This window comes from Chryseobacterium taichungense (assembly GCF_900109935.1).
GTDB classification, from domain to species: Bacteria; Bacteroidota; Bacteroidia; order Flavobacteriales; family Weeksellaceae; genus Chryseobacterium; species Chryseobacterium taichungense.
The window spans coordinates 412983-437425 of record NZ_FOBV01000004.1 but is presented as its reverse complement, the minus strand read 5'-3'; the positions used below and the strand labels follow the sequence as shown (position 1 = coordinate 437425).

General features: G+C 38.3%; 18 protein-coding genes. 12 read left to right on the top strand and 6 right to left on the bottom strand.

From position 1 onward, the window contains the following. The first annotated feature begins 13 nt into the window (after positions 1 to 13). The 3 genes from BMW64_RS11325 to BMW64_RS11315 all read left to right on the top strand — a co-directional run bounded on the left by BMW64_RS11325 (position 14) and on the right by BMW64_RS11315 (position 4273). Entirely contained in the window at positions 14 to 1663 is a 1650-nt protein-coding gene (locus BMW64_RS11325) for a DNA repair protein RecN (RefSeq protein ID WP_090000072.1), read from the top strand. A 398-nt stretch (positions 1664 to 2061) separates the two neighbouring features. Beyond that, a complete protein-coding gene (locus BMW64_RS11320; protein WP_090000071.1) occupies positions 2062 to 3528 on the top strand; it encodes a DUF5687 family protein in 1467 nt (488 codons plus the stop codon). Between the two features lies 1 nt (position 3529). After that, a complete protein-coding gene (locus tag BMW64_RS11315) occupies positions 3530 to 4273 on the top strand; it encodes an ABC transporter ATP-binding protein (protein ID WP_090000070.1) in 744 nt (247 codons plus the stop codon). Between the two features lie 580 nt (positions 4274 to 4853). Here BMW64_RS11315 and hemE read toward each other — a convergent pair. The 4 genes from hemE to hemA are packed head-to-tail and all read right to left on the bottom strand — an operon-like array spanning position 4854 to position 8814. Continuing rightward, positions 4854 to 5885 carry a uroporphyrinogen decarboxylase gene (gene hemE / locus BMW64_RS11305; protein ID WP_090000068.1) on the bottom strand — a complete coding sequence of 344 codons (1032 nt, stop codon included), beginning with the start codon at positions 5883 to 5885 and terminating at the stop codon, positions 4854 to 4856. Positions 5886 to 5923: 38 nt separating this feature from the next. Further along, positions 5924 to 6607 carry a uroporphyrinogen-III synthase gene (locus BMW64_RS11300; protein WP_090000067.1) on the bottom strand — a complete coding sequence of 228 codons (684 nt, stop codon included), beginning with the start codon at positions 6605 to 6607 and terminating at the stop codon, positions 5924 to 5926. Between the two features lie 37 nt (positions 6608 to 6644). After that, positions 6645 to 7553 (bottom strand): hydroxymethylbilane synthase, encoded by a 909-nt coding sequence (hemC, locus tag BMW64_RS11295; RefSeq protein WP_090000066.1) that lies wholly within the window; start codon positions 7551 to 7553, stop codon positions 6645 to 6647. After that, positions 7540 to 8814, bottom strand: a complete 1275-nt coding sequence (hemA, locus tag BMW64_RS11290; RefSeq protein ID WP_090000065.1) for a glutamyl-tRNA reductase — start codon at positions 8812 to 8814, stop codon at positions 7540 to 7542. Before hemA ends, hemC begins: the two co-directional genes overlap by 14 nt. A gap of 369 nt (positions 8815 to 9183) precedes the next feature. On the opposite strand from hemA, the gene BMW64_RS11285 reads away from it, so the two are divergent. The 9 genes from BMW64_RS11285 to BMW64_RS11240 all read left to right on the top strand — a co-directional run bounded on the left by BMW64_RS11285 (position 9184) and on the right by BMW64_RS11240 (position 19972). Beyond that, positions 9184 to 10209 (top strand): rod shape-determining protein, encoded by a 1026-nt coding sequence (locus BMW64_RS11285; protein ID WP_027381028.1) that lies wholly within the window; start codon positions 9184 to 9186, stop codon positions 10207 to 10209. 27 nt (positions 10210 to 10236) lie between these two features. Beyond that, on the top strand, positions 10237 to 11091 hold the full coding sequence (gene mreC / locus BMW64_RS11280) for a rod shape-determining protein MreC (RefSeq protein ID WP_090000064.1): 855 nt from the start codon (positions 10237 to 10239) through the stop codon (positions 11089 to 11091). Beyond that, complete coding sequence (locus tag BMW64_RS11275; RefSeq protein ID WP_090000063.1) at positions 11084 to 11590, top strand: rod shape-determining protein MreD; 507 nt, start codon at positions 11084 to 11086, stop codon at positions 11588 to 11590. Before mreC ends, BMW64_RS11275 begins: the two co-directional genes overlap by 8 nt. Continuing rightward, the gene (locus tag BMW64_RS11270) at positions 11587 to 13626 is read left to right on the top strand and encodes a peptidoglycan D,D-transpeptidase FtsI family protein (RefSeq protein WP_090000062.1); all 2040 of its coding nucleotides are present in this window, start codon (positions 11587 to 11589) and stop codon (positions 13624 to 13626) included. The genes BMW64_RS11275 and BMW64_RS11270 overlap by 4 nt, the downstream gene beginning before the upstream one ends. Continuing rightward, positions 13623 to 14852 (top strand): rod shape-determining protein RodA, encoded by a 1230-nt coding sequence (gene rodA, locus BMW64_RS11265; RefSeq protein ID WP_090000061.1) that lies wholly within the window; start codon positions 13623 to 13625, stop codon positions 14850 to 14852. Before BMW64_RS11270 ends, rodA begins: the two co-directional genes overlap by 4 nt. A gap of 116 nt (positions 14853 to 14968) precedes the next feature. Next, a complete protein-coding gene (locus tag BMW64_RS11260; protein WP_090000060.1) occupies positions 14969 to 15550 on the top strand; it encodes a pentapeptide repeat-containing protein in 582 nt (193 codons plus the stop codon). A gap of 446 nt (positions 15551 to 15996) precedes the next feature. Beyond that, positions 15997 to 16554, top strand: a complete 558-nt coding sequence (locus tag BMW64_RS11255) for a hypothetical protein (protein WP_143052684.1) — start codon at positions 15997 to 15999, stop codon at positions 16552 to 16554. A gap of 1013 nt (positions 16555 to 17567) precedes the next feature. Further along, a complete protein-coding gene (locus BMW64_RS11245) occupies positions 17568 to 19124 on the top strand; it encodes a fibrinogen-like YCDxxxxGGGW domain-containing protein (RefSeq protein ID WP_090000057.1) in 1557 nt (518 codons plus the stop codon). A 113-nt stretch (positions 19125 to 19237) separates the two neighbouring features. Then, positions 19238 to 19972, top strand: a complete 735-nt coding sequence (locus BMW64_RS11240) for a DNA-binding domain-containing protein (RefSeq protein WP_090000056.1) — start codon at positions 19238 to 19240, stop codon at positions 19970 to 19972. An 880-nt stretch (positions 19973 to 20852) separates the two neighbouring features. On the opposite strand, the gene BMW64_RS11235 is transcribed toward BMW64_RS11240, so the two are convergent. After that, positions 20853 to 21566, bottom strand: a complete 714-nt coding sequence (locus BMW64_RS11235; RefSeq protein WP_090000055.1) for a C40 family peptidase — start codon at positions 21564 to 21566, stop codon at positions 20853 to 20855. Positions 21567 to 21978: 412 nt separating this feature from the next. Further along, positions 21979 to 24174: a glutamine synthetase III family protein gene (locus tag BMW64_RS11230; RefSeq protein ID WP_090000054.1), complete on the bottom strand. Its 2196-nt coding sequence runs from the start codon at positions 24172 to 24174 to the stop codon at positions 21979 to 21981. Positions 24175 to 24443 lie beyond the last annotated feature (269 nt).

The following is a 24443-nucleotide window of genomic DNA, read 5'->3' as shown; positions in this document are numbered from 1 at the left end:
ATCGCTATTATCAATGCTTTCGAGAATTTATATTAAAAATTTTGCCCTTATTGATACCCTTGAAGTATCATTGCACAATGGTCTGCAGGTGATTACCGGGGAAACCGGTGCCGGAAAATCTATTATTCTCGGTGCTTTGCGGTTGATTCTTGGCGAAAGAGCCGACGTAAAGTCGATCTCAAAAACGGAAGAAAAAAGCATCGTTGAAACCGAGTTTTCTTTAAACAATCAGTTTAAAAAATTCTTTATTGAAAACGATCTTGATTATGAACATCAGACAATCATACGGAGAGAAATTTTACCTTCCGGAAAATCAAGGGCGTTTATTAATGATGTTCCGGTTACGTTGGATATTTTAAAAGAATTGTCTTCCCGGTTAATTGACATTCATTCCCAATTTGAGACTTCCAATCTTTTCACTTCTGAATATCAGTTTAAAATTATCGACGGGCTTTCAGAAAACAAACAGCTGGCGGAAGACTATCATAATGAATTTTCAGATTTTCAGAGTCAGAAAATACAGCTTAAAAAACTTCAGACACAGCTTTCAGAATCGAATAAAGAAAGTGACTATAAAGCGTTTCTCCTCAATGAGCTTGAAGAGCTTCATCTGGATGATGTCGATTATGACGAGCTTCAGAACCAGCTTTCTATACAGGAGAATGCAGAAATGATTTCCGATAATCTGGCTCAGGTATTGTCAAGATTTCATCAGGAAGAAGTGGGAATTTTGTCTTTCTTTAATGAAGCTAAAAATAAACTCTCAAAAATAGCAGAAGTATCCGGCAGTTTTGCCGAACTTGATGAAAGGCTGGAAACCTCTTTTGTGGAATTAAAAGATATTATTTCCGAGCTTGAAGACGAAGCCGAAAGCATAGAAGTAAACCCGGAAAATCTTCTTTTGCTCACCGAATTGAACAACAGAATCAATGCTTTGTTTCTTAAGCATAATGCCGGTGATCTTACTGAATTAAAAGAAATCAGAGATAAGCTTGCTGGCGAGCAGCAAGGCGCTTCAGAACTGGAATTCCAGATTGCCGAGATCTCTGAAAATATTACAAAAAAAGAAAAGATACTGCAGAACCTTGCAGAAAAACTTTCCAAAAACAGGAAAAAAAGTATTCCCCTATTCATTAAAAAAGCGGAAGAAATGCTCAAAAAGCTTGGGCTTGAAAAAGCAAGAGTTGATATTGAGCTGCAAAATACTGCGGAATTCAATCAGTTTGGAAAAGAAAATATTCAGTTGTTATTTCAGGCCAATTCTGGATTTCCTTTAAAGCCGATCCAGACTGCTATTTCGGGAGGTGAAAGATCCAGAGTGATGCTGGTGGTAAAGAAAATTATCGCTGAAAGTGATGAGTTGCCGACCCTTATTTTGGACGAAATTGATACAGGAGTTTCCGGTAAAGTGGCTGAAGAAATTGGAAATCTGATGCGTGAAATGTCTGCCGATATGCAGCTGATCGTTATTTCGCATCTTGCTCAGGTAGCCGCGAAAGGAAATAACAACTATAAGGTCGTAAAACAGGATGTTGCCGGAAGGACTCAATCTACTATTGTTCCCCTTAACGAGGAGGAAAAGCTGAATGAAATTGCCCAATTGCTTTCAGGAAGTAAAATCACGGAAGCAGCTTTAGCACAGGCTAAAGAACTGATCGGATAATTTTGGGAATAAAAATATAATGAAGACTTCTGATGTTTCGGAGGTCTTTTTTGCTTTAAATCAATTTATCCAACTTGTTTATTTTCCTGTGAAGAATTTATATTCAAATTAAAAATCTCCGTAAGATAAAAACAAATATGTTGGAAACCTGCGGAGATGTTCTTTGGTTTCCTGCAACTTGCGGGAGACTTCCGGAGTTCTCTGTTGGTTACCCGCAGCATTGTTTTAAACAAACTGCGATCTCCTGAAGACGTAAGCAAACTGTTTGTAATCTCCGGAGAAGGCGGGTGGTTCAAAACAGTGTTGTTTTTGATTATTATTGTAAAAAATACGTGTCGATTAAAGTTAAAAATTGTAACAATTGTATCTTTACATGAACTAATGTAAAAAAGATAACTATGTTTTTAAAATTTCTCAGGTTAGAAATCAAGAGTTTTTTTCGTGGCAGTTCTTTAGGAATCAATCTGGCGATGAAGATTCTCAGGCTTATTGGGATTCTCTATTTTATGTTATGTCTGGTGGGGGGAGCATTCGGTGCCTTTTTCTATATTCAGGAAGAAATGCATCAGGACCCAATTAAGATCGTTTCCCGGTTTTTAATTGCGGGCTGGGCCATTGATCTCATTATAAAGTACATCTGGCAGGAAATGCCGACTCAGAATATCAAGCCTTTTCTTACACTGAATATTCGTAAGAAAACGCTGGTGAACTATATGTTTGTAAAGACGTTTTTATCTGCGTTCAGCTGGCTGAATTCCCTGTTTTTCATTACTTTTTCCATTATTGCGATATTTAACGGATATGATGCAACCGGTATTATAGGTTGGTTTATCGGAGTTTCTTTATTGTTTTATCTGAATAATTTCATCAATATTCTTTTTAATGACAAGCAAACGGTTGCTATCGGCGTAGGGTCAGTAATTGTAGTGGTCGCCGCACTTACTTATTACAACATTATTCCTACATTAGAATATTCCGAAAAGGTGTTTTATAATTTTTATAACAGGCCTTACTTTGCTGTTGTTCCCGCAATCCTGTTTATTGCTTTATGGAAAATCTGCTTTGATCACATCCGAAAAGTATTTTATCTTGACGAAGGGCTTGAAGCAAAGAAAACGGTTGGAAAGACTGAAAATATTGCTTTCCTTAACAAATACGGTGCGATCGGGACGTTTATCAATAACGATATTAAAATGCTGAAGAGAAATAAAGTCACGAAAGGAATTCTTTGGGGAAGTCTTTTATTTCTTTTCTATGGAATGCTGATGTTTACTTCGCCTATTTATAAGACACCCGCCATGATGATGTTTATGGGACTTTTTGTGACAGGAGGATTTCAGTTTTTGTTTGGACAAAGGGTTCCGGCATTCGACAGTTCTTATTATCCGTTGATGATGACGCTGAATGTCCCTTATAAAGAATATTTAAAGGCAAAATGGTGGCTGATGAATATCGTGACCGGAGTTTCAATGATCCTGGCAATCTGCTACGCCTATTTCGGTTGGGAAATGTACCTTACGTTTTTCGCGGCAGGAATTTATAATATCGGTGTCAATTCACAATTTACCCTTTGGTCCGGGGCTTTCAACAAAATGCAGATCGATCTTAATTCTAAAGAAAAAAGGTTTGGACAAAAAAATAGTTTCAATCTGAAATCTCTTCTCCTCCTCATTCCTAAAATGTTTTTACCGATGGTCGTATTTGCGATCGTAAAATTTTCTTTCGGAATTGAGGCAGGCGTTTCGAGTGTGGCTATTTTGGGACTGCTCGGGTTTTTATTGAGAGAAAAAATCTTCGATATTATTGTTAAACATTATAAGGTAGAAAAATACAGTACACTGGAAGCATTCAAAAACAAAGACTAATATGATTACAATACAGAATTTATCAAAAACATACGGAAAAGCAACCGTTTTAAATATAGAGCATCTTGAAATTCCTAATGGTGAAACCTTCGGACTTGTAGGGAATAACGGAGCAGGAAAAACAACATTATTCAGTTTGATGCTGGATCTCATTCAGGCAACAACCGGATTTGTAAGCATCGACGGAATTAAAGTCAACGAATCTGAAGCATGGAAAAATAAAGTTTCCGCTTTTGTGGATGACTCTTTCCTTATTGGTTACCTGACTCCCGAGGAGTATTTCTACTTCATCGGTGAGCTGAGAGGGCAGAATAAAGCTTCTGTAGACGAATTTCTAAAACAGTTTTACGATCTTTTTAATGGAGAGATTTTAAACTCCGGTAAATATGTACGTGACCTTTCAAAAGGAAATCAGAAAAAAGTAGGAATCGTAGGAGCTATTTTAGGTAACCCGGAGATTATTATCCTGGATGAGCCTTTTGCCAATCTGGATCCTTCAACACAAATTAAGCTGAAAAATCTTATTAAAGAACTTTCAAAACAGGACGGCGTGACATTCCTGATTTCCAGCCACGACCTTTCTCATACAACAGAAGTATGCAACCGGATTGTTGTAGTAAATAAAGGACAACTCGTGAAAGATATCCAAACCAATCCTGAGACACTGAGAGAATTGGAGCAGTATTTCGCAGATCAGATTTCAAAGCCTGCGGAAACAGTTACTGTAAGTGATAATTCAAATTAAAACTTCATTATAAAGTAAAAAGCACCCTTTCAAGCATTGAAGGGTGTTTTATTTTTCTCTTTTGATTTTTTATAATTCTTTGGAAAATTCTGACCATACTACTTTGGTATTCCATTAATATTTTGAAAGCAGTTCAGCTGTCGTTTTGAATTGATTTATCCTGTTTTCAGATATTCTGTATACAAGAACCGTTTTTATGGAGGAAAAATAAATGATTTTTGCATTAAAAATAAACTTAAGATATGCTTTTGTATATCTTAAGCTCATTTTACTATACTTTAAGTATGCTTTAATATACTTTAAGATTAGTTTTTTATGCATTAAGATTAATTTTCTATACATTAAGATTGGTTTTCTATGCATTAAGTTTGATTTTATATACTTTATGCTTATTAATTTATATATTAAATATATTTTTTCTATAAACTTGTTTAAACGAATTGTAGAATTAACCTTTGATTTGTGGTTATATAAAAAAGTTCAAACAGCTTTATATCAAATGTATAAAAATATTTTAAAATTAAAATCCCTTCCGGAATTGAAAGGGATAATGTTTTTAACTTGTGAAATTTTATAAAGTTTAAACGGTCGGTTTCCAATCCACCACCGCTCTGATGAATGCTTCTGCATTTTCCACCGGGATATTCGGTAAAATTCCGTGACCCAGATTGGCAATATATCGGTCTTTTCCGAAACGGTTGATCATTTCAGTCACCATTTTCTTGATTGTTTCAGGCGTTGAATGTAATCTTGCAGGATCAAAATTTCCCTGGAGAGTCATGGTATGGTTGGTCAGTGTTCTCGCAAATTCCGGAGTAATCGTCCAGTCTACACCTAACGCTGAAACCGGAGACTGTGCCATATCTTCCAGCGCAAACCAGCATCCTTTTCCGAAAACCACAACGTGAGTTAATGGGCTTAGTGCATCAACGATCTGGTTAATATATTTCCAAGAGAATTCCTGATAATCTGCAGGAGAAAGCATTCCTCCCCACGAGTCGAAAACCTGAACAGCAGAAACGCCCTTTTCAACTTTTCTTTTTAAATAAGCAATTGTCGTATCCGTAATCTTCTGCAGAAGAAGATGTGCCGCTTCCGGCTGTTGGAAACAGAAAGATTTGGCAATATCAAAAGCTTTGCTTCCTTTTCCTTCCACGCAGTAGCAAAGGATCGTCCATGGAGAACCAGCAAAACCGATCAATGGAATTTCATTGTCTAATTTTTGTAACGTAAGTTCAATAGCATCAAAAACGTACCCTAAAGTATCATTCACATCCGGAACCACAACTTGCTGAACCTGTTCCATCGTTCTGATCGGAGTGTCCAGCCATGGGCCTACGGATTCTTTCATTTTGAAATCAATTCCCATCGCCTGCGGAACAACAAGAATATCTGAAAACAGGATGGCCGCATCCAGAGGAAATCTTCTGATAGGCTGCACAGTGATCTCAGAAGCCAGCTCGGGAGTCTGACATCTTGTGAAGAAATCGTATTTGTCACGTAAGGCAATGAATTCCGGCAAATATCTTCCGGCCTGTCTCATCATCCATACCGGAGGTCTTTCTACGGTTTCTCCGCGAAGCGCTTTTAAATATAGGTCGTTCTTAATCATAATCTATTAAACAGCATTGTTGCCAATGTAATTATATATCAGTCTTTGTTTAAAATTTCTTTTCGAATCAGTTTAAGAATGGATAAAAAATTGTTTCCTTCCGAGGTTAAAACTTTTTCTAAAGTATGTTTTCTGAGTTCACGGGAAGTCGTTTCTCCAATGGAAATCAGTTTCATTCCTTCAAGTGAATTCTGTTTTGCAAAACTACGAACTCCGCTCGGACTAAAAAAAACGGCAGCATGATATTTTTCATTTATCATGGGGCTAAGTTCTTCCGTTTTGTAAATGATAATTTTTTTGTATTTAATATTTTGCAGCGGAAGGTCTTTGTCAAGGACGCTTATTGCCAGATTACCACAGAAATGAAGGAAGTTTTCGTGCTGGCATTTTGCAGTAATAAATTTAGAAAGGGTATCAGCATTTTTCAACACTTTGAAAGTTCCGAAACCATGCTTTCTTAGTTCTTTTTTTGTCTTTTCGCCGACACAGTAGATCTTGTTGTAGTTTTTTGCGGTAAAATCTTCATTAGGCATAAAGCCATTTTTAAAGAATGAATCTACTCCGTTTGCGCTGGTGAAAATCAGAGATTTGTTCTTTAAATCAAAAGGTTTCACATGCGCTGGAGTTGTTTTAATTACCTCAATACAGTCGACCGCAATATCATCTCCTAATTCTCTGGATATCATATTACGGTCTATATTTTTGGTAAATAAGATTTTCATATTTAAAGCTTAAGCTTGAAGCTGGCTTATAGAAGTTTTAAATCTGATTTTTAATTTCAGCCATTAATTCCTTTCCTCCGTTTTCCAAAACAACGCTAGCAAACTTCTTTCCGAAATTTTCTTCTTCGTTATAGATGAAATTTTCATCAGTGGCGATACAGCTTTTGCCGTCTAACGAGCAAAGTGCTGCTTTAAAACGGATCTGGTCATCAAAAATTTCTGCAAAAGCCCCGATTGGTGCCGTACAGCCTCCTTCCAAAGTGTTCAGGAAGTTTCTTTCCATTTCTACACAGATTTGGGTAGGCTTATGATTGATCATGCCCAGAATTTCATTGATTTCCTTTTTGTCAGAATGACCGGCAACGGCAATAACGCCCTGAGATGGTGCGGGTATCATAAATGGAATCATCTCATAATCGATATCCATTTTCATTCTTTTGATTCCGGCTAGAGAAAGGATAGTCGCGTCAAAATCACCTTCTTCCAGCTTTTTAAGTCTTGTCTGGATATTTCCGCGAATATCTGAAAATTCTGCATTAGGAAAGTTTTTCAGCCAGAAAGCTCTTCTTCTTAAACTGCTTGTGGCAAGTTTCAATTCGTGGAATTCTTTATCTCTTGCAGAGTCTTTTCTTATTAAAACATCCTGAGGATAATCTCTTTCCAGATAAGCGACAATCTCAAGGTTCTCCGGAAGATTGGTTGGTACGTCTTTCAGGGAATGTACAGCGATGTCGATCTCGTCATTTAATAATGCGATATCCAGATCTCTGGTGAAAACACCAGTGATTCCAAGAGCGTAAAGCGGTTGATGAAGATTCTTGTCTCCGGATGATACGATGGGAACAATTTCCGTTAAATAATTGCTGTTCTGAAGGTGCCGGGCAACTTCTCGAGCCTGCCAAAGTGCCAGTGCGGAATTTCTGGTTCCGATTCTAATGCTTTTCATTAAATTCGTTGTTTGGTTGTTCAACTAATATTTCGTGCATTAATTTACTAATTTCTTCGGCTTTTAACGGATTATCGATGATATATTTTGCAAAACGGTTGGTGATTTTCTGAATCATTTTGTCAGAAAGTTCCATGTCCGTGATATTTATATATTTATTTTTTTTGTAAAAATTATGCATTTCATTGCGTTCCATATTCTTTAAAACCGCTTTGAAATGATGAATATTGGGAGCCAACTTTCTCTTTTTTTCCCATTCAAGGAAATCTTTCATCAATTCTTTGATGATCTGTTCAGCTTTTGGGATTTCCTTCTCTCTCTGCTGAATGGTTTCCTGAATTTGTTTTGAAAGTTCATCAACATCAATCAACGTTACATTTTTATTCTCTGTAACATCTTTATCAACATTGTTTGGAATAGAAAGATCGATTACCAAAGTTTCTTTCCCGTTCGGAAAATGAGATTTGTTAACGATAGGATGTCTCGCACCGGTAGCGACAATCAGAATGTCTGTTTGTTTTAGTTCCTGATCAAATTCTGTGTAGTCAATATGAGGAATACGATATTTCTCTGAGATCTTTTCAGCCGTTTCCTGAGTTCTGTTGGCGATTTTAATTTTAGGCTGATATACGTGTTTTACAAGATTTTCAACCGTATTTTGTCCTATTTCACCTACACCTAAAAGAAGAATATTCTTTTCGGTAAGTCTTTTCTGATTATTTAAAATATAATGAACCGCTGCATAAGAAACTGAAGCTGCTCCGTTGGAAATTCCTGTTTCGTTTTTGATTCTCTTGGAAATCTGAATGGCCGCGTTGATAGCTCTTTCCAGGTAAGGATTGGAATTCTGTCTTTCTTTTCTGAACCGGCTGTATGCTTTTTTAATCTGACCAATGATCTCAAAATCTCCGATAATCTGGCTTTCCAGTCCTGCCGCTACTCTGAAAAGGTGAATTAAAGCTTCCTCTTTCGTAAGGATATTGGCAAACTGAAGGAAATCCATAAGATTTACGCCGATCGTTTTGCAGTATTCTTCGGCAACCAAAAGGTAATTCGGAGAGGTGGTGTAGATCTCGGTTCTGTTACAGGTGGAGACAACAAAGGCATCCCCTAAATCTTCATTGTGAATCCGGGTGACAAAGTTTTTAATGTTTTCATCAAAAAATGCAAATTTTCCCCTCGTTTCTACATCAGCCTTTTCATAACTAATGGAAAGTACCGCAAAATTGGACGTCTGATGTATGTTTGAATACTGTAACATAAGCGGGGCAAATTTACGTAAATTTTGATTAATGACTTTCTGAAAATATATATGATAATTATCGTAAAAAACTATTTTGGGATTATTCTAAATAGTGAAATAATGATTGTTAAAGATAAGAAGGGTTGCAATTAAGTCTAAATTTTTGAAAACTAACTGCAATACTTATCGTCATATTTCCGTCATTCCCTTTTAATCCGATGTTATCTTAAATCTGGTTTAAATCAAAGTCTGTAAATACTTAAAGTAAAAGTTAATAAGTGATTATAAATTTTAATAAAATTTTAACCAAATTATCTGCTTGTGAAATTTCTTTAGACGTCTTAAATTTATATCTTTGTAACTCTTTAAAAAATCAGAAGTAAAAGTATGAGTTTATTCGATATGTTTACGCAAGAGATTGCGATAGACTTGGGTACCGCCAACACCCTTATCATCCATAATAATAAAATTGTTATAGATCAGCCTTCGATTGTTGCTATTGAACGCTCAACAGGAAGACCGATTGCTGTCGGTGAACAGGCGAAACATATGCAGGGTAAAACTCACGAAGATATCAAGACTATTCGTCCGTTGAAAGATGGGGTAATTGCAGATTTCCACGCTTCTGAACACATGATCAAAGAGTTTATCAAAAAAATTCCCGGAATTAAAGGTAAATTCATTCAGCCGGCTTTGAGAATCGTGATCTGTATTCCTTCCGGAATTACAGAAGTTGAAAAAAGAGCGGTAAGAGACTCGGCACAGAAAGTAAATGCAAAAGAAGTTCGTCTGATTTATGAGCCAATGGCCGCAGCTATAGGAGTTGGTATTGACGTACAAAAGCCTGAAGGGAATATGATCATCGACATAGGTGGTGGTACTACGGAAATTGCTGTGGTTGCTTTAGGAGGTATCGTATGTGATAAATCTGTGAAAATTGCAGGTGATGTATTTACCAATGATATTGCTTATTACTTAAGAACACATCACAATCTTTATATTGGAGAAAGAACCGCAGAGAGAATCAAAATTGAAGTAGGTTCTGCTGTTGAAGATCTTGATGTGGATATTGAGGATATTCCGGTGCAGGGTAGAGACCTTATCACAGGAAAGCCAAAAGAAATCATGGTTGGGTACAAAGAGATTGCAAGAGCTTTAGACAAATCCATTATCAGAATTGAAGATGCGGTAATGGAAACGCTTTCTTTAACTCCACCGGAATTGGCAGCCGATATCTATAAAACCGGTATTTATCTTGCCGGTGGTGGTGCTTTATTGAGAGGTCTTGCAGACAGATTACATAAGAAAACAGGTCTTCCTGTATTTGTTGCAGAAGATCCGTTAAGAGCTGTCGTTCGCGGAACGGGTATCGCCCTTAAGAATATGGATAAATTCAATTTCTTAATAAAATAATTCTAACTTTTTACGACACATATCTGAATGGGATTTTTGCTGAGATTATTTTCGAAGAATGCACTTTTTGTCTTCTTTATATTTCTGCAAATTATTGCTCTGATTCTGATTTTCTCTAAAAATGCCATGCAGCAATCCTGGATCGCAGGACAGTCTGCAGCGCTCAATTCTTGGGTGTCGGGATATATAGATGAAGGGGTTTCTTATCTTAAGCTGAAGCAGATCAATGAAGATCTGGTGGCTCAGAACAAGGCGCTTATGGTCGAGCTTTACGGAAAGCAGGGTGCACAAAATCCGCAATTCAGAAAAGTGCATGATACATTGGGAGGCGGACAGATCTATACTTTCGTAGATGGCGAAATCGTTTTCAACAGTATCAACCGTAGAAATAATTACTTTACCATCAACAGAGGAAGAAAAGATGGTGTATTTCCGCAGATGGGAGTGATGGCTCCTAAAGGTATTGCGGGAATCGTGATCAATTCCACAGATAGTTACGCCTTGGTACAGTCAGTATTGAGTGTGAATAAAATCCGCATCAATGCTGCTTTAAAAAATTCAGGATATTTCGGGACGCTTACCTGGAATGGAGACAATTCACGAGTGATGCATCTTGCTGATATACCAAAATATGTAGCCTTGAAAATAGGAGATACAGTGATCACTGACGGAAAATCTGCCATTTTCCCTAAAGGTGTTATGATTGGTACGATCGCAGGCTATTCTGTTGATAATAAAACCGGTTTTTGGGATATTTCGGTTGAACTAAGTGAGAAAATGGGTGCTTTGAGCAAAGTATATGTCGTTAAAAACCTTAAAAAGGCAGAAGTACAAAAAATTCAGGATACGATGCAATCTGTAATAAAAAAGGAAGATGATTAGCAGAACTTTATTTACGGACATATTAATCATGATTTTTCTGGTTGCATTACAAATTTTTGTATTGAACAGGATTACTATTTTCGGGAAATATACGCCGGTGTTGTATCCTGTGTTTGTTATGTTTTATCCGTTCTTCAGAAATAAATTTCAGTTTTTAGCCTTAAGTTTTCTGATCGGCTTGTCGGTTGACGCGTTCCTCTATTCCTGGGGAATCAATGCATTTGCAACAACGCTTATAGCCTATTTCAGAACCTTGATTTTCAGGACTTCTACAGATACTTCTACAGATTTTTTCTCTTTTCAGTCCCTTCAGTGGGCGCAGTTTTTGCTGTTTTTATTTACAAGTATCTTTTTACATCAGCTTTTGGTACAATATATAGAATTCTTTAAGCTGAGTAGATTTTTTGAAATATTATTTAATGTGTTGGTAACGAGTATAATTTCGTTTATATTTATAGTTATTTACGCATTAATATTTAAAATCAAACAAAAAGTTTGAACACACGTTATTTAAAAATTTTTTCCGTTCTCATTATAGTCGCCGCAATTTTTGTAGCGAGACTTGCTTATTTGCAGCTTTTTACCGACAGATATGCGCTCAATGCAGCCAATACTTCTATTAAAATAGAATACGTTATTCCACAGCGTGGTGTTATTTTCGACAGAAATGGTAAAATTATGGTAGGAAACCAGCCTGCCTATGAAATATCTTTCACTCAGGCATTGATGCGGCCGGATTTCGACACGCTGGCTTTCTGTAATCTGATGAAAATTTCAAAAAATGATTTTATCAGGACGATTGACAATATTAAAAAAGAAAAATACTATTCCAAGCTGACTCCGATGACTTTTATGAAGAACCTCAGCCGGGAAGATATCGCCAGAGTTCAGGAAATTATATTTAAATATCCTGCGTTCAGCATTGTTTCGAGACCTCAACGTCAGTATGAAGTTTCAACGTCCGGAAATCTTTTGGGATATACCAGTGAAGTCAATGAGATGGAAATTAAAAAAGATTCTGCCTATTATCTGCCTGGAGATTTCATCGGTAAAACAGGAATTGAAAAAGCCTATGAAAAAGAGCTCCGCGGGATAAAAGGAATGAAATACATTCAGAAAGATATTAAGTTACGGAATGTTGGTCCTTATAAAAACGGTTCCTTAGACAAGGATGTGGTTACCGGAAAAGATATTACCCTTACCATTGATTATGATCTGCAGCGAATTGCAGAGGAAATGATGATCAACAAACATGGAGCGATTGTGGCGATTGATCCGAATAATGGTGAAGTTCTGGTTGCCGCAACAGGTCCTGATATTGATCCTAATCTTTTTACGGGCCCGAATAAATCCAGGAATCTGTATGCGCTTTCAAAAGATACCATTTACGAGAATAAGCCAACCTTTGACAGGTCACTACAGGCAGCGTATCCGCCGGGTTCAACATTTAAACTATTAACGGCTCTTGCAGCAATGCAGATGGGGGTAATGGATGAAAATACGATCTTTCCTTGTGGTGGCGGATTTTATTATAAAGGAAAAAGAATTAAAGGTCATGGAGGCGCCGATCCTCTGATTCCTTCCATTCAGGTTTCGAGTAACTGTTTTTTCACATATGCTTTCATTGCCATCATTAAAAAATATCCCGGAAATCCTTCCAGAGGGGTGGATGAATGGAAAAAAATCATGAGCAGTTTCGGGGTAGGTGAATTTTTAAATAATGATTTTGCAGTAGGCGCAAGAGGCAGGATTCCTTCAGGTGATTTTTACGAAAATAGATTTAAGGCAATCATGAAAGCCAGCGGATCCAAAAGAACAGATTTTAAAAACTGGGACGAAATGTCTACCGGTGCCATCTACAACGGAATGGGACAGGGAGATGTATTGGTGACACCACTTCAGCTTGCAAATTATGTTTCGGCAATTGCTAATAAAGGTTGGTATTATACGCCCCATATTGTAAAGGCGATTGACGGAAAACCAAATCCCGATCCGAGATTCAAAAAGAAACATCAGACATTGGTTGATAAAAAACATTTTGATCCGGTGCTTAAAGGTATGGAAGCGGTTGTATTAAATGGTACGGCACGCGGTTTAAAGTCCAGCGATTTTACACAGCTTGCCAAAACAGGTACTGCACAGGTTCCTCAGGGAAAAGATAATTCGATTTTTGTATTGATTGCCCCCGCAGATAAGCCTAAAATTGTAGTGGCAGCCGTCATGGAACATGCTGGATTTGGGGCAACATGGGCGGGGCCGGCAGCAACAATTATTGCTGAAAAATATATTACGGGAGATATCAAACGAGAACATCTTTATAAGAAAATGATCACTTCCAGTTTCATGCCTGAATACAAAAGACAATGGATTGCCGATCTTAAACGTAAAGGCCTTTACAAACCAAGCGAAGATTCTATAAAGCAAAAAAGAATTCAGGACAGCTTAAAATTGGTGAAAGAGCAAAAAGCTAAGATGCAGAAACAAGCAGAAGACGAAAAAAAGAAACTAAATAAAACAAAACCGGTGAAGCAATGAAATGGGCAGAAGGAATAGATAAATTAGGTCTTGGCTTATATTTCCTGCTTTGTGCTTTTGCCATTGCAAATATTTATAGCGTAGATCAGAAATTAGGAGAAAAACAATTGATTTTCTTCTGTATTTCTCTTTTTGTGGGGCTCGTTATTTTTGTCGGAAGGAGTAAATTTTTTGAGAACATGTCCGGAATTATCTATATTGGTGGTGTACTGTTGCTGATTGGTCTTTTTCCATTTGGTAAAGAGATTCTCGGACAGAAAAACTGGTATAAATTCGGAAGTTTTACCATGCAGCCGGTGGAATTCGCTAAAATCGGGACGGCGCTTATGCTTGCCAATTATGTTTCAGGACCTGAATTTAATTTGAAGAACAGAAAATCTTTGCTGACTACACTGGCGATTGTTGGCATTCCTGCAGTGGTTGTTCTTGCAATTCCCGATGTCGGTTCTATGTTGGTATTCATTGCGTTTTTCATCGCCTTATACCGCGAAGGACTTAGCGGATTATTATTCGGAATTGGATTTCTTTTTGCCGGCGTATTCCTGATCTCACTGGCGGTCAATCCTATCTGGGTAGCCATCACCATTATTGTGATCGTAGGAGCCTGGATTGCGATGAATTACTACAAAATGTCCTGGAATGTCATCTCAATTTCTGGAATTGTAGGCTCTGTCGTATTGCTTTGCGGACTAGCCTTCGGATCTCCTTATATTTTAGAAAAGCTGCCCAAGCATCAAAGAGAAAGAATTGAGGTTTTGTATAAAGGTGAAAAAGCTTTCAGAGATACATCAGGATATAACCTGCTATACTCAAAAACAGCTATTGGTTCCGGTGGACTTTGGGGTAAAGGATACCGTGAAGGTTCCGTAACTCAGGGGAAATTTGTACCTGAGCAGGAAACCGATTATATTTTCTGTACGGTAGGGGAAGAATGGGGCTTTGCAGGAAGTGCCGTATTGATTCTTTGCTATATGATCTACATCGGAAGGATATATTACCTTGCAGAACAACAGAAATCGGGTTTTAATCGTGTTTTCGGATATTGCTTTGCTTCGATCCTTTTGATGCACTTTACAATCAATTTAGGAATGGTGATGGGGCTCTTCCCGACCGTTGGTATTCCGTTGCCTTACTTTAGTTACGGAGGAAGTTCTTTGCTTGCCTTTTCGATCATGACTTTTATTTTCTTTAAATTAAATTACTCGGATAAGAATAGTTTGGTTTAAAAGGTTTGAAGTTGGAAGCGGGATGATGGAAGTTTACACCATTCTGTTTAAATTTTACATTGAAAAATCTACGCAATCTGCTAAATCCGCGAGACAAAAAATATCATCAAAATTCAATGAAACAATCATATTTCTCAGATCAAAATTTCGAGAACACAGATTTCGCACAACAACCTTTAGATAAAGGCGAATATGAAAACTGTACGTTTACAAACTGCAATTTGGAGTACGCAGATCTTTCAGGTTTTAATTTCAATGATTGTGGTTTTATCGGATGCAATCTGAGCATGGCAAAAATTGTTTCCACAGCTTTCCGTGATGTGATTTTCAGGGAATGTAAGATGTTCGGACTTCAGTTCAGCGATTGCAACGAATTCGGAATGGCTTTCAGCTTTGAAGGATGCTTAATGAATAATTGCGTGTTTTATAAAGCAACGGTAAGAAAAACGGTTTTTAAAAACTGTATTCTTCATGAGGTCGATTTTTCCGAGTGTAATTTATCAAATTCTGTATTTAACACATGCGATTTATCCGGTGCCGTTTTCGACAATACCAACCTTGAAAAAGCGGACTTCAGGACTTCGGTGAATTATGCAATAGATCCTTCCCAAAACAGGCTTAAAAAGACCAGGTTTTCACTTTCTGAAATTTACGGACTCTTATATAAATTCGATATTGATATTGATAAAAACAGCTAGCTGTGGAAATATGTCATATCTTTTTTTAAGGGCTATGTAAAAAGGTTCCTTGATGATAAAATAGGTAACAACAAAAAATTATTCTAAGTGGGATTTCTTTTAATAGATAGAGCTTAAAAGGGTAGACGGTTTCAGGTTTTGAAATATAACTACTGTACAAGTGGTAATTTTTATCTGTGTCAGTACGATAATTTAGAGAAAAAGTAGTCACACTCAGACTACTTTTATGTGGCAAATGTAAACAAATAATTGTGACTTCCAAATAATAATCTGTTGTTTTTTAATATGTTAAATAAGAAGAGGGATCATATTTTGTTTTAAAGCTACTTTTTATTCGCACAAAATTCAACCGCATTTTTACCCAATATTTTAAAAAAAGGATTGATTCCTAAGTGTTTAGCAACAAAAGTAGTCTGAGTGTGACTACTATTTCAAGCACAAAAAGGATGAAAATACCTGTAATCATAATCCCTCAATCCCGTTTATTCCTGCGTTTTTGCGTAAGGATGCTGTGTTGCCAGGTGTTTTTGGTGAGTGTTTTCATCAGTTCACAAACGCTCTTTTCAGGTTCCGACTCCATTATTTACATTTCCGAAGAAGCCTCTGTGTATGCAGATTCCCATACTTTAATATCCGTTACTGCGCCGGTAGGTATTGAGCCTTCTGGCGGTTGTCCCACGGTATACCATAAAGCTAAAATTTTAAAATCAACTTTAAAAACAGCACCTGCCACAGTCTATACCACATACGAGAAAGGATCTTCTTTCTGCTTTACAGCGCCTGCCGGTAGCCAGCAGTTCAGCAATCCCGGAGGTTTCTGCTCACAGGCTGTTACGGGAAACTTTTTCTCCCGTAAGCTGCTCATGCAGGTAATAAGTCCTGGGCTCCTAAAGCTTCATGGCATAATGTCATCTAAAGAAAAACCTTTTGGTTTAGCTTTCTATCCTATCAGGGTCATTAAGATCAGCCTCCAGCAATACAGTCGCCCGCCACCGGTGATCTAAACACAAACAGCACTAATGGTCTTGCACAAATAACACGAAGATTTAGCAGGAGAATAATCCACTCTGTTTGTCATCCCCGTAGGGATCTCAACAAGATATCAAAAGAGCTTTACGAATCCATACTCCTCGGGCTCTTCTAAGTAGAACGGCTTTGTGAAACTTAAAGCGGCAGGTATTGGAAAAAGACTTAGTGGCCTTCGTGTTCAAACAACAACTTTACTACAACTAAATGATTGATGAATAGATATAACCACCCCGTCAAAAATTCGTTGAATTTTCGCCACCCCTCCAAAGGATGGGAATTCCCGGTTTTCGGTATAATGGGTGGTCTTTCATCTTCAATAGTTTACTCTGCGGGTTTTTCTAAGTGAAATGGCTTTGTGAACCTAAGCGGCAGGTATTGGAAAAAGACTTAGTGGCCTTCGTGTTCAAACAACAGCTTTACTACAACTAAATGATAGATGAATAGATATAACCACCCGTCAAAAATTCGTTGAATTTTCGCCACCCCTCCAAAGGATGGGAATTTCCCGGGGTTCGGTACGATGAGTGGTCTTTCATCTCAACAGTTTACTCTGCGGGCCCTTATAAGCTAAGCGGCTTTATGAACCTTAAAGCGGCAGGTATTGGAAAAAACCTTAGTGGCCTTCGTGTTCAAACAACAGCTTTACTACAACTAAATGATAGATGAATAGATACAACCACCCCGTCAAAAATTCGTTGAATTTTCGCCACCCCTCCAAAGGATGGGAATTTCCCGGGGTTCGGTACGATGAGTGGTCTTTCATCTCAACAGTTTACTCTGCGGGCCCTTATAAGCGAAGCGGCTTTGTGAAACTTAAAGCAGCAGGTATTGGAAAAAACCTTAGTGGCCTTCGTGTTCAAGTCTCTGTAGGCTCTTATAAGCGGAGCGGCTTTGTGAAACTTAAAGCGCAATGCATTAAAAAAAACTTTGTGCACTTTGTGTTCAATAAATAAAGTATCAAACATTAACAACTTATAATACATCAACAATGAAAAACATTATTACACTGGCTGTTTTATTCATCAGCCTTACGATGTTCGCTCAGGTGGGGATTAACAATACTTCTCCCAAGGCGACCCTTGACATTACCGCAAAATCCACAGGCAGTACCACTGCTGAAGGGCTGATTGCCCCAAGATTAGAGGGGGTTGACATCAAGGGGAAAGATGCAAACTATGATACCCCTCAGAAAGGAGCTATTGTCTATGCTCTTTCAGCGGTTGCTTCTCCCAGCACCAAAACGGCTAACATTACCGCGGAAGGATATTATTATTTTGACGGAAGTGTGTGGCAGAAGCTTTCCAATTCTTCTGTTCCGGCGGTAGTGGTATCATCTTCCGCGCTTAACGGAACTTATAAAGCAGGGACGGCCATGACGGCTTCTAACACATTTACGGTAACACTGACCAATAACTCTTTCAGCACTGCTACCATTGCTTTCAGTACATCAGACCTTGTGCTTTCAGGGGTTACCGGTCTGTCGGTGGCTTCGGTAAGTCCCACTTCAAGTACTTTGATTGCAGGAGGAACAGTGACGGTTACCTATACTTTATCCGGAACTCCGGCAGCCTGTGGAACCCTTACGGCATCATGGAGCAAGCTTACGCTGAGCTCAACCAAAACGATAAGCGTAGCTCCCAATCCAACATTTAGCTGCAGCGCCGGATCCTGGTCAAATGTACTACCTGAATACAGACTCAATGGACTAATCAACGGAGCATCTTATTCAGGAACCTATACATTACCATACACCGGAGGAGCATGTACTTATCCCGCGGAAACCATTACCCAAAGCGGACTTACACTTAGCATCGCAGCGGGCACATACAGCACCAGCGGAAATCTTACCTATACCTTATCAGGAACTTACACCGGTACAACCAATGGAGCGGTAACCTTTACGACAGCTGGTGGATGTACTATTTATCTGGGGCCTTGTGCAAGCTGTAAGGAAATTTTAAATAAAGGACTGACAACGGCAGATGGAGTTTATTATGTAGATATTGATCAGGCAGGAACTACGTATGCACCGATGAGAGCATATTGTGATATGACTACTAATGGCGGTGGTTGGATGCTTCTCGCTGTAAACGGTTCCAGTCTTTCTGTACCAACCCAGAAAACTGAAATGACAAGTCCTGGTAGCAGTGGTTACCTATCCCGTGCAGTTGTAATGCAAATTGCCAGCATAAGTACACAGGTTCAGCTGAGGGCTGGAAATTCATCGACCAGCTATGCTAATAAAACAACTTCTCAGAGCGGAGGACCTGCTATTCTGGCCTTAAGAAGCTCGGATACTACTATTTTGGGGCTTGGAACCTGGCACAGATCCGGAGGTCCGGAAGATTTCAGTAACAATACGACAATCCCTAACGTAGGTACCTGGACCTGGTATGGAGCTACTTGCACAAGTTCTACTGCCGGTGGATGGCCAACGATGTACCATGATTGTGGCTATTCTACCGGAGTACATTGGTTTATGTCAGATCAACTTGCTAATCGAACAAATCCTGGTGATCCATGGGCATCTACCTGGGTAAGGTAATTGGATTCGCGGTTATATAATCCGTGAAGTAATATAAAAAATTATCAAACCTTCAAGGTTTCCAAAACCTTGAAGGTTTTTAAAATCAACAATCATTTTTAAAGAAAATACTTATGGCAACAATTCTTCATCGCATCAAAGCGTATCTGTACGATAACGTTTTAACGAAAGACAATCCCAATGACTTCACGGCCCGCACGACCAGCGAGCGAAGCCTTAACGTTCAACAGATCTGTCAGGCAGCAGTATCCCGTGGCGGGGCAGACATCTCCGCCTCTTCCATGGAACACGCTACCGAGCTGTTCCTGAAAGAAATGGGCTGCCAGCTGTGCGACGGCTTTTCCGTAAACACCGGATACTTCACGGCAAGCACGACCATCCGCGGGGTATTTGACAGTCCTTCGGAGACGTTTAACAAAGACAAGCACAGCATTATCTTCCAGTTCAACCAGGGCGAGAAGCTAAGAGCCGAGATCCCTAACATTGAGGTCAATATCTTAGGCGTTGCTGATTCTTCAGCAGTGATCTTACAGGTTACCGATGTCAAGAGCGGTTCGGTAAACGACCTGCTTACGCCGGGCAAAAACCTGAAGATCGCGGGCAGCAAGATCAAGGTAGCAGGCGAGGATCCTTCGGTGGGCGTTTTCTTTGTCGACGCCGCTACGCAGGCCAGAACAAAAGTAGAGACTTCGGATATTGTTACCAATAATCCTTCGGAGCTTATTGTGGTAATTCCGGCATTGGAGGCAGGGACATATCATTTGGAAGTAGTGACGCAGTTTACAGAAAGCAGTATGCTGAAACAGCCAAGAACGGCATCATTGGATAAGCAACTTACCGTGGCATAACAAAACGGATGCTACAGACCAGACATCAACACTCGCACTGTCCGAACCCTGCCATCAGTACTGTCCGGACCCAACCATTCGGGCGGACCGGTTCTTGCCATCAGTGCTACGACATTCCATCGTGAGGGATGGGTATTTTCATCAAGTGTGTTGACTCCGGTTTGGGAAATCTTTCCCGGCCGGAGTTTTTTTGTGGCTTCGACTCCGCTCAGCCACCATGGGAGTCGGAGATTGAACGTTTGAGCGTCGGAGGTTTTTAGAGTATCTGAGTATGGGAGTTTTTACAGAACGACAAAAGGTTGTCGGTTGGCGGGGCTTGAGGTTCTCGAAGGCCCGCGTACATAGGAAGACAGGTGGCCGAGCTTAGCCGACGCCACAAGTGATGGAAGTGTTGGTGTCTGACAATGGGGAAATTACTTGATCTTGAACACTAAGCGCACTAAGATTTTTTGAAAAGTATTGTGCTTATTTAGTTTCACAAAGGCGTTCCACTTAAAAGAGTACGCAAAGCCAACTACCGTGAAGGCTCACCATAAATTTCAGAAACTCCATCTTACCAGAAGGACAGAGGTTATCTTCAGGGATATCTTGTGCCGCTATCATTTGCTGAGTGAAACGCCTTTGCGCTCGAAAGAATGTGCATATCGTAATATCTCTTGCGAGCATAGCGTTAATAACTAAAAAGAGATTCTTCACAACGCTTCGCTGTGTTCAGAATGACAAAGCTTATGGGAGAAGGTTTAAGTGGTAGTGTGTTGATACCTTAATTAGGAGGGAAGTTTGCAGGTTGCATATTGGTGATAGGAAGCAGCTCTTGAAGCCAAAAATAAAAAAACCATCAGGATTTGATGGTTTCATTATTTAAATCAATTATTTAAAATTAAAAACTTGTTCCGTTTGATGCCGGAGTGGTTGTAGCAAGATTATTGTAAGCTTCTCCGTTTTCATTAATGATTCTTTTTCCGAATCTGTACTTTGGGCCCCAGTATGAATCATTAAGTGAAGAAATCATTACCCCTTTTGAAGTGGCAGCATGAATAAATTTTACTTCACCGTTTTCATCTACACTTTCTACAATACCTACATGAGAAATTCTTCTTCCGTGAGAAAAGAAAATAAGATCTCCTTTCTGTAAATTTTCTTTCTCTACCGTTTCACCTTCCTGAGATTGAGAAGCGGCTACTCTTGGTAAGCTAAGACCTGCTGCAGCTCCAAAAACCGAAAGAACAAAAGCTGAACAGTCGATCCCATTTCTTGTCATTCCTCCGTATCGGTAAGGAGTTCCAAGATAAGTCTGAGCTTCCGTTAAAATGTTATCGATGGTTTTATTGTGAATGATTGCCTTTGCAATCTCAGAATTTTTAATAGAATTTTTAGCATTTGCAATACTTGCTGCTTTTTCTGCTAAAAAGGAATTGATAAGTTGTTGCTTATCCTGTTCCATTTTGTGAGTATCAATAGATGCTAGTTTGGCATCTGTTTTGTATTCTTTAGCGTAAGTTGCTGGTTTTGAAACTACGTAGTTTGTAACACACGATTGTAACGATACTGTAGAAACTAAAGCAACTAGATAAAACAAAACTCTTTTCTTCATATATATTTGATTACCGTGTTAATAAGGAATAGTATTTTTCAAAAGCATTACAAAAATATGTATTCCTTGTAAAAGGACTCTGATATGGTTATTGCTGAGTTCTCTTTTTAACACAATTTAACATATTGTTTAAGTATGTTAAAGAAAAATAAACCGCAACAGCCTGTTTCAGGTGAGTATGCGGTTTTTTTTATTAAGATTCTTTAACAAAACCATTTTAAATATCACTTACTTAGTGTGGTATCTTGTAGGATAACTCTAATTTTAAGGATAATGTTTTAAATTCATATTTATCTTGAAATTAAACATTTCCATCAAACGGTACGGTTGTTAATGGTTGCTTTAATCATAAAAAAACTCTCCGGAACGAAAGCGCGCCGGAGAGTTTAACTAATATGGAACTTTACAGATGTTACTTTGTAAATAACATTTCTCTATATTTTGTCATTGGCCAAAGTTCGTCATCTACCATCATCTCAAGAGCGTCAGACGCTTCTCTGATTACGTCAAATAACGGTTTTACTTTGTTGCAGTAATCTTCCGCCTGTTTTTGGCTTTCAGAAACAGCTTTTGCTTCTTCTCTTGCTGCAATAAGATCTTCAACACCTAACTTGATCTTCGATACATTTTCTGAGATGCCGGTAATTAAGCTCATTTGTTCTTTTGCTAAAGATTTGAACTCATTTTCTCCAAAGATATCTTTTAGACCCTTTACGTTTTCAATCAGTCTGTTCTGATAATTTAAAGCAGAAGGAATAATGTGGTTTCTTGCAATATCACTTAATACTCTTGCTTCAATATCAATAACTGTTGAATATTTTTCTAATTTGATTTCGTTTCTTGCTTCAACTTCTCTGTGGGTGAAAATTCCCATTTCTTCATAAAGCGATAAAAACTTCTCATCCATTTCCTGCTTAAGGGCTTCAGGAGTGGTTTTTAAATTATTTAAACCTCTCTTTTCAGCTTCTTTTGCCCAGTCATCAGAATATCCGTCACCTTCAAACATGATGTTTTTACACTGCTTGATGTATTCTCTCAATACGTTGAAGATCGCTTCGTCCTTCTTAAGACCTTTTTCAATCAATGCATCAACTTCTTTTTTGAAATCACGAAGCTGTTTTGCTGCGATGGTATTCATTACGGTCATAGATTCTGCACAGTTTGCAGAAGATCCAACCGCTCTGATTTCGAATTTATTTCCTGTGAATGCAAATGGAGAAGTTCTGTTTCTGTCGGTGTTATCCAACAAAATTTCAGGGATTTTTCCAACTACATTTAGTTTAAGATCTGTTTTTTCATCCGGAGAAAGTTTTCCTTCCGTTACTTTTTCAAGCTCTTCCAATACTCTGAAAAGCTGACTTCCGATGAATACGGAAATAATAGCTGGCGGAGCTTCATTGGCCCCTAATCTGTGGTCATTGCTGGCAGAGGCAATACTTGCTCTTAAAAGGTCAGCATACTCATGAACCGCCTTGATTGTGTTTACGAAGAAAGTTAAGAACTGTAAGTTTTTCTTAGGGTTTTTTCCCGGGCTTAAAAGGTTTTCTCCTGTATCTGTTGCCAAAGACCAGTTGTTGTGCTTTCCGCTACCGTTTACGCCTGCAAATGGTTTTTCGTGTAAAAGAATATGGAAATGATGTCTGTGAGCAATTCTTGCCATCACGTCCATCAATAAAGAATTGTGGTCTACTGCAACGTTTACTTCCTCAAACATTGGCGCAAGCTCGAATTGGTTCGGTGCTACCTCATTGTGTCTTGTCGTTACAGGAATTCCCAGTTTCATACATTCGATTTCCAGTTCCTTCATGAAGTTCATTACTCTTGTAGGAATCGAACCGAAATAATGATCGTCTAACTGTTGTCCTTTAGCAGGAGAATGACCTAATAAGGTTTTTCCTGTTAGTACCAGATCCGGACGAGACTGATAAAGAGCAGAATCGATAAGGAAATATTCCTGCTCCCAACCTAAAGTAGGTGTTACTTTGGTTACGTTTTTGTCAAAATACTGCATTACATTAGTTGCAGCTTCATCTACAGCATTAAGAGCTCTTAAAAGAGGTGCTTTATAATCTAAAGTTTCTCCTGTGTAAGAGATGAAAATTGAAGGAATACATAAAGTTGTCCCCATGATAAATGCCGGAGATGTAGGATCCCAAGCTGTATAACCTCTCGCTTCGAAAGTGTTTCTGATACCACCATTCGGGAAAGAAGATGCATCCGGCTCCTGCTGGATCAGTAGATTTCCGCTGAATCTTTCGATCGCTCTTCCGCCTTCAATTGGAGTGAAGAATGAATCGTGCTTTTCAGCAGTACTTCCTGTTAAAGGCTGGAACCAGTGAGTGTAGTGAGTTACTCCTTTGCTCATTGCCCAGTCTTTCATAGCTACGGCTACCTGATCGGCAATGTGTCTCTGGATTTTAGTTCCTTTTTTTACTGCATCCAGAATAGAATTAAATGCTTCTTTTGTTAAATATTCTCTCATTGTTTCTTCTGAGAAAACATTTTGGCAAAATAATTCGGATAGTTTTACAGGAACTTCTACAGAATTATCTCTTCTAAAGTCCTTAAATGGTAAAGTTTCTAACGCTTTGAATCTTAAAGTTGACATATTAGGTTTGATTTTTACGGTGCAAATTTACGAAAAAAATGAATTGAAAATATTTTCACCCTTAAAATTTCAGGGGTGAATTAAAATTTAACAAAAAAATTAAACAGGTATTTAGATTTTTGAAGGGGTAAAATGTTTTTAGGAGTAAAAAATTGAATCAAAAAAATATTTAAATAATAACTATGGATAAAGATAATAAAATATTATGTTAATTCATTTATTAAAAGACACTTAAAATACATTAGGCGGAGATTTTGTATATTTGTGTG

Coding starts and splice junctions, on each gene's coding strand:
- BMW64_RS11325 (WP_090000072.1), top strand. CDS start 14: ATGCTTTCGAGAATTTATATTAAAAATTTTGCCCTTATTGATACCCTT.
- BMW64_RS11320 (WP_090000071.1), top strand. CDS start 2,062: ATGTTTTTAAAATTTCTCAGGTTAGAAATCAAGAGTTTTTTTCGTGGC.
- BMW64_RS11315 (WP_090000070.1), top strand. CDS start 3,530: ATGATTACAATACAGAATTTATCAAAAACATACGGAAAAGCAACCGTT.
- hemE (WP_090000068.1), bottom strand. CDS start 5,885: ATGATTAAGAACGACCTATATTTAAAAGCGCTTCGCGGAGAAACCGTA.
- BMW64_RS11300 (WP_090000067.1), bottom strand. CDS start 6,607: ATGAAAATCTTATTTACCAAAAATATAGACCGTAATATGATATCCAGA.
- hemC (WP_090000066.1), bottom strand. CDS start 7,553: ATGAAAAGCATTAGAATCGGAACCAGAAATTCCGCACTGGCACTTTGG.
- hemA (WP_090000065.1), bottom strand. CDS start 8,814: ATGTTACAGTATTCAAACATACATCAGACGTCCAATTTTGCGGTACTT.
- BMW64_RS11285 (WP_027381028.1), top strand. CDS start 9,184: ATGAGTTTATTCGATATGTTTACGCAAGAGATTGCGATAGACTTGGGT.
- mreC (WP_090000064.1), top strand. CDS start 10,237: ATGGGATTTTTGCTGAGATTATTTTCGAAGAATGCACTTTTTGTCTTC.
- BMW64_RS11275 (WP_090000063.1), top strand. CDS start 11,084: ATGATTAGCAGAACTTTATTTACGGACATATTAATCATGATTTTTCTG.
- rodA (WP_090000061.1), top strand. CDS start 13,623: ATGAAATGGGCAGAAGGAATAGATAAATTAGGTCTTGGCTTATATTTC.
- BMW64_RS11260 (WP_090000060.1), top strand. CDS start 14,969: ATGAAACAATCATATTTCTCAGATCAAAATTTCGAGAACACAGATTTC.
- BMW64_RS11255 (WP_143052684.1), top strand. CDS start 15,997: ATGAAAATACCTGTAATCATAATCCCTCAATCCCGTTTATTCCTGCGT.
- BMW64_RS11245 (WP_090000057.1), top strand. CDS start 17,568: ATGAAAAACATTATTACACTGGCTGTTTTATTCATCAGCCTTACGATG.
- BMW64_RS11240 (WP_090000056.1), top strand. CDS start 19,238: ATGGCAACAATTCTTCATCGCATCAAAGCGTATCTGTACGATAACGTT.
- BMW64_RS11235 (WP_090000055.1), bottom strand. CDS start 21,566: ATGAAGAAAAGAGTTTTGTTTTATCTAGTTGCTTTAGTTTCTACAGTA.
- BMW64_RS11230 (WP_090000054.1), bottom strand. CDS start 24,174: ATGTCAACTTTAAGATTCAAAGCGTTAGAAACTTTACCATTTAAGGAC.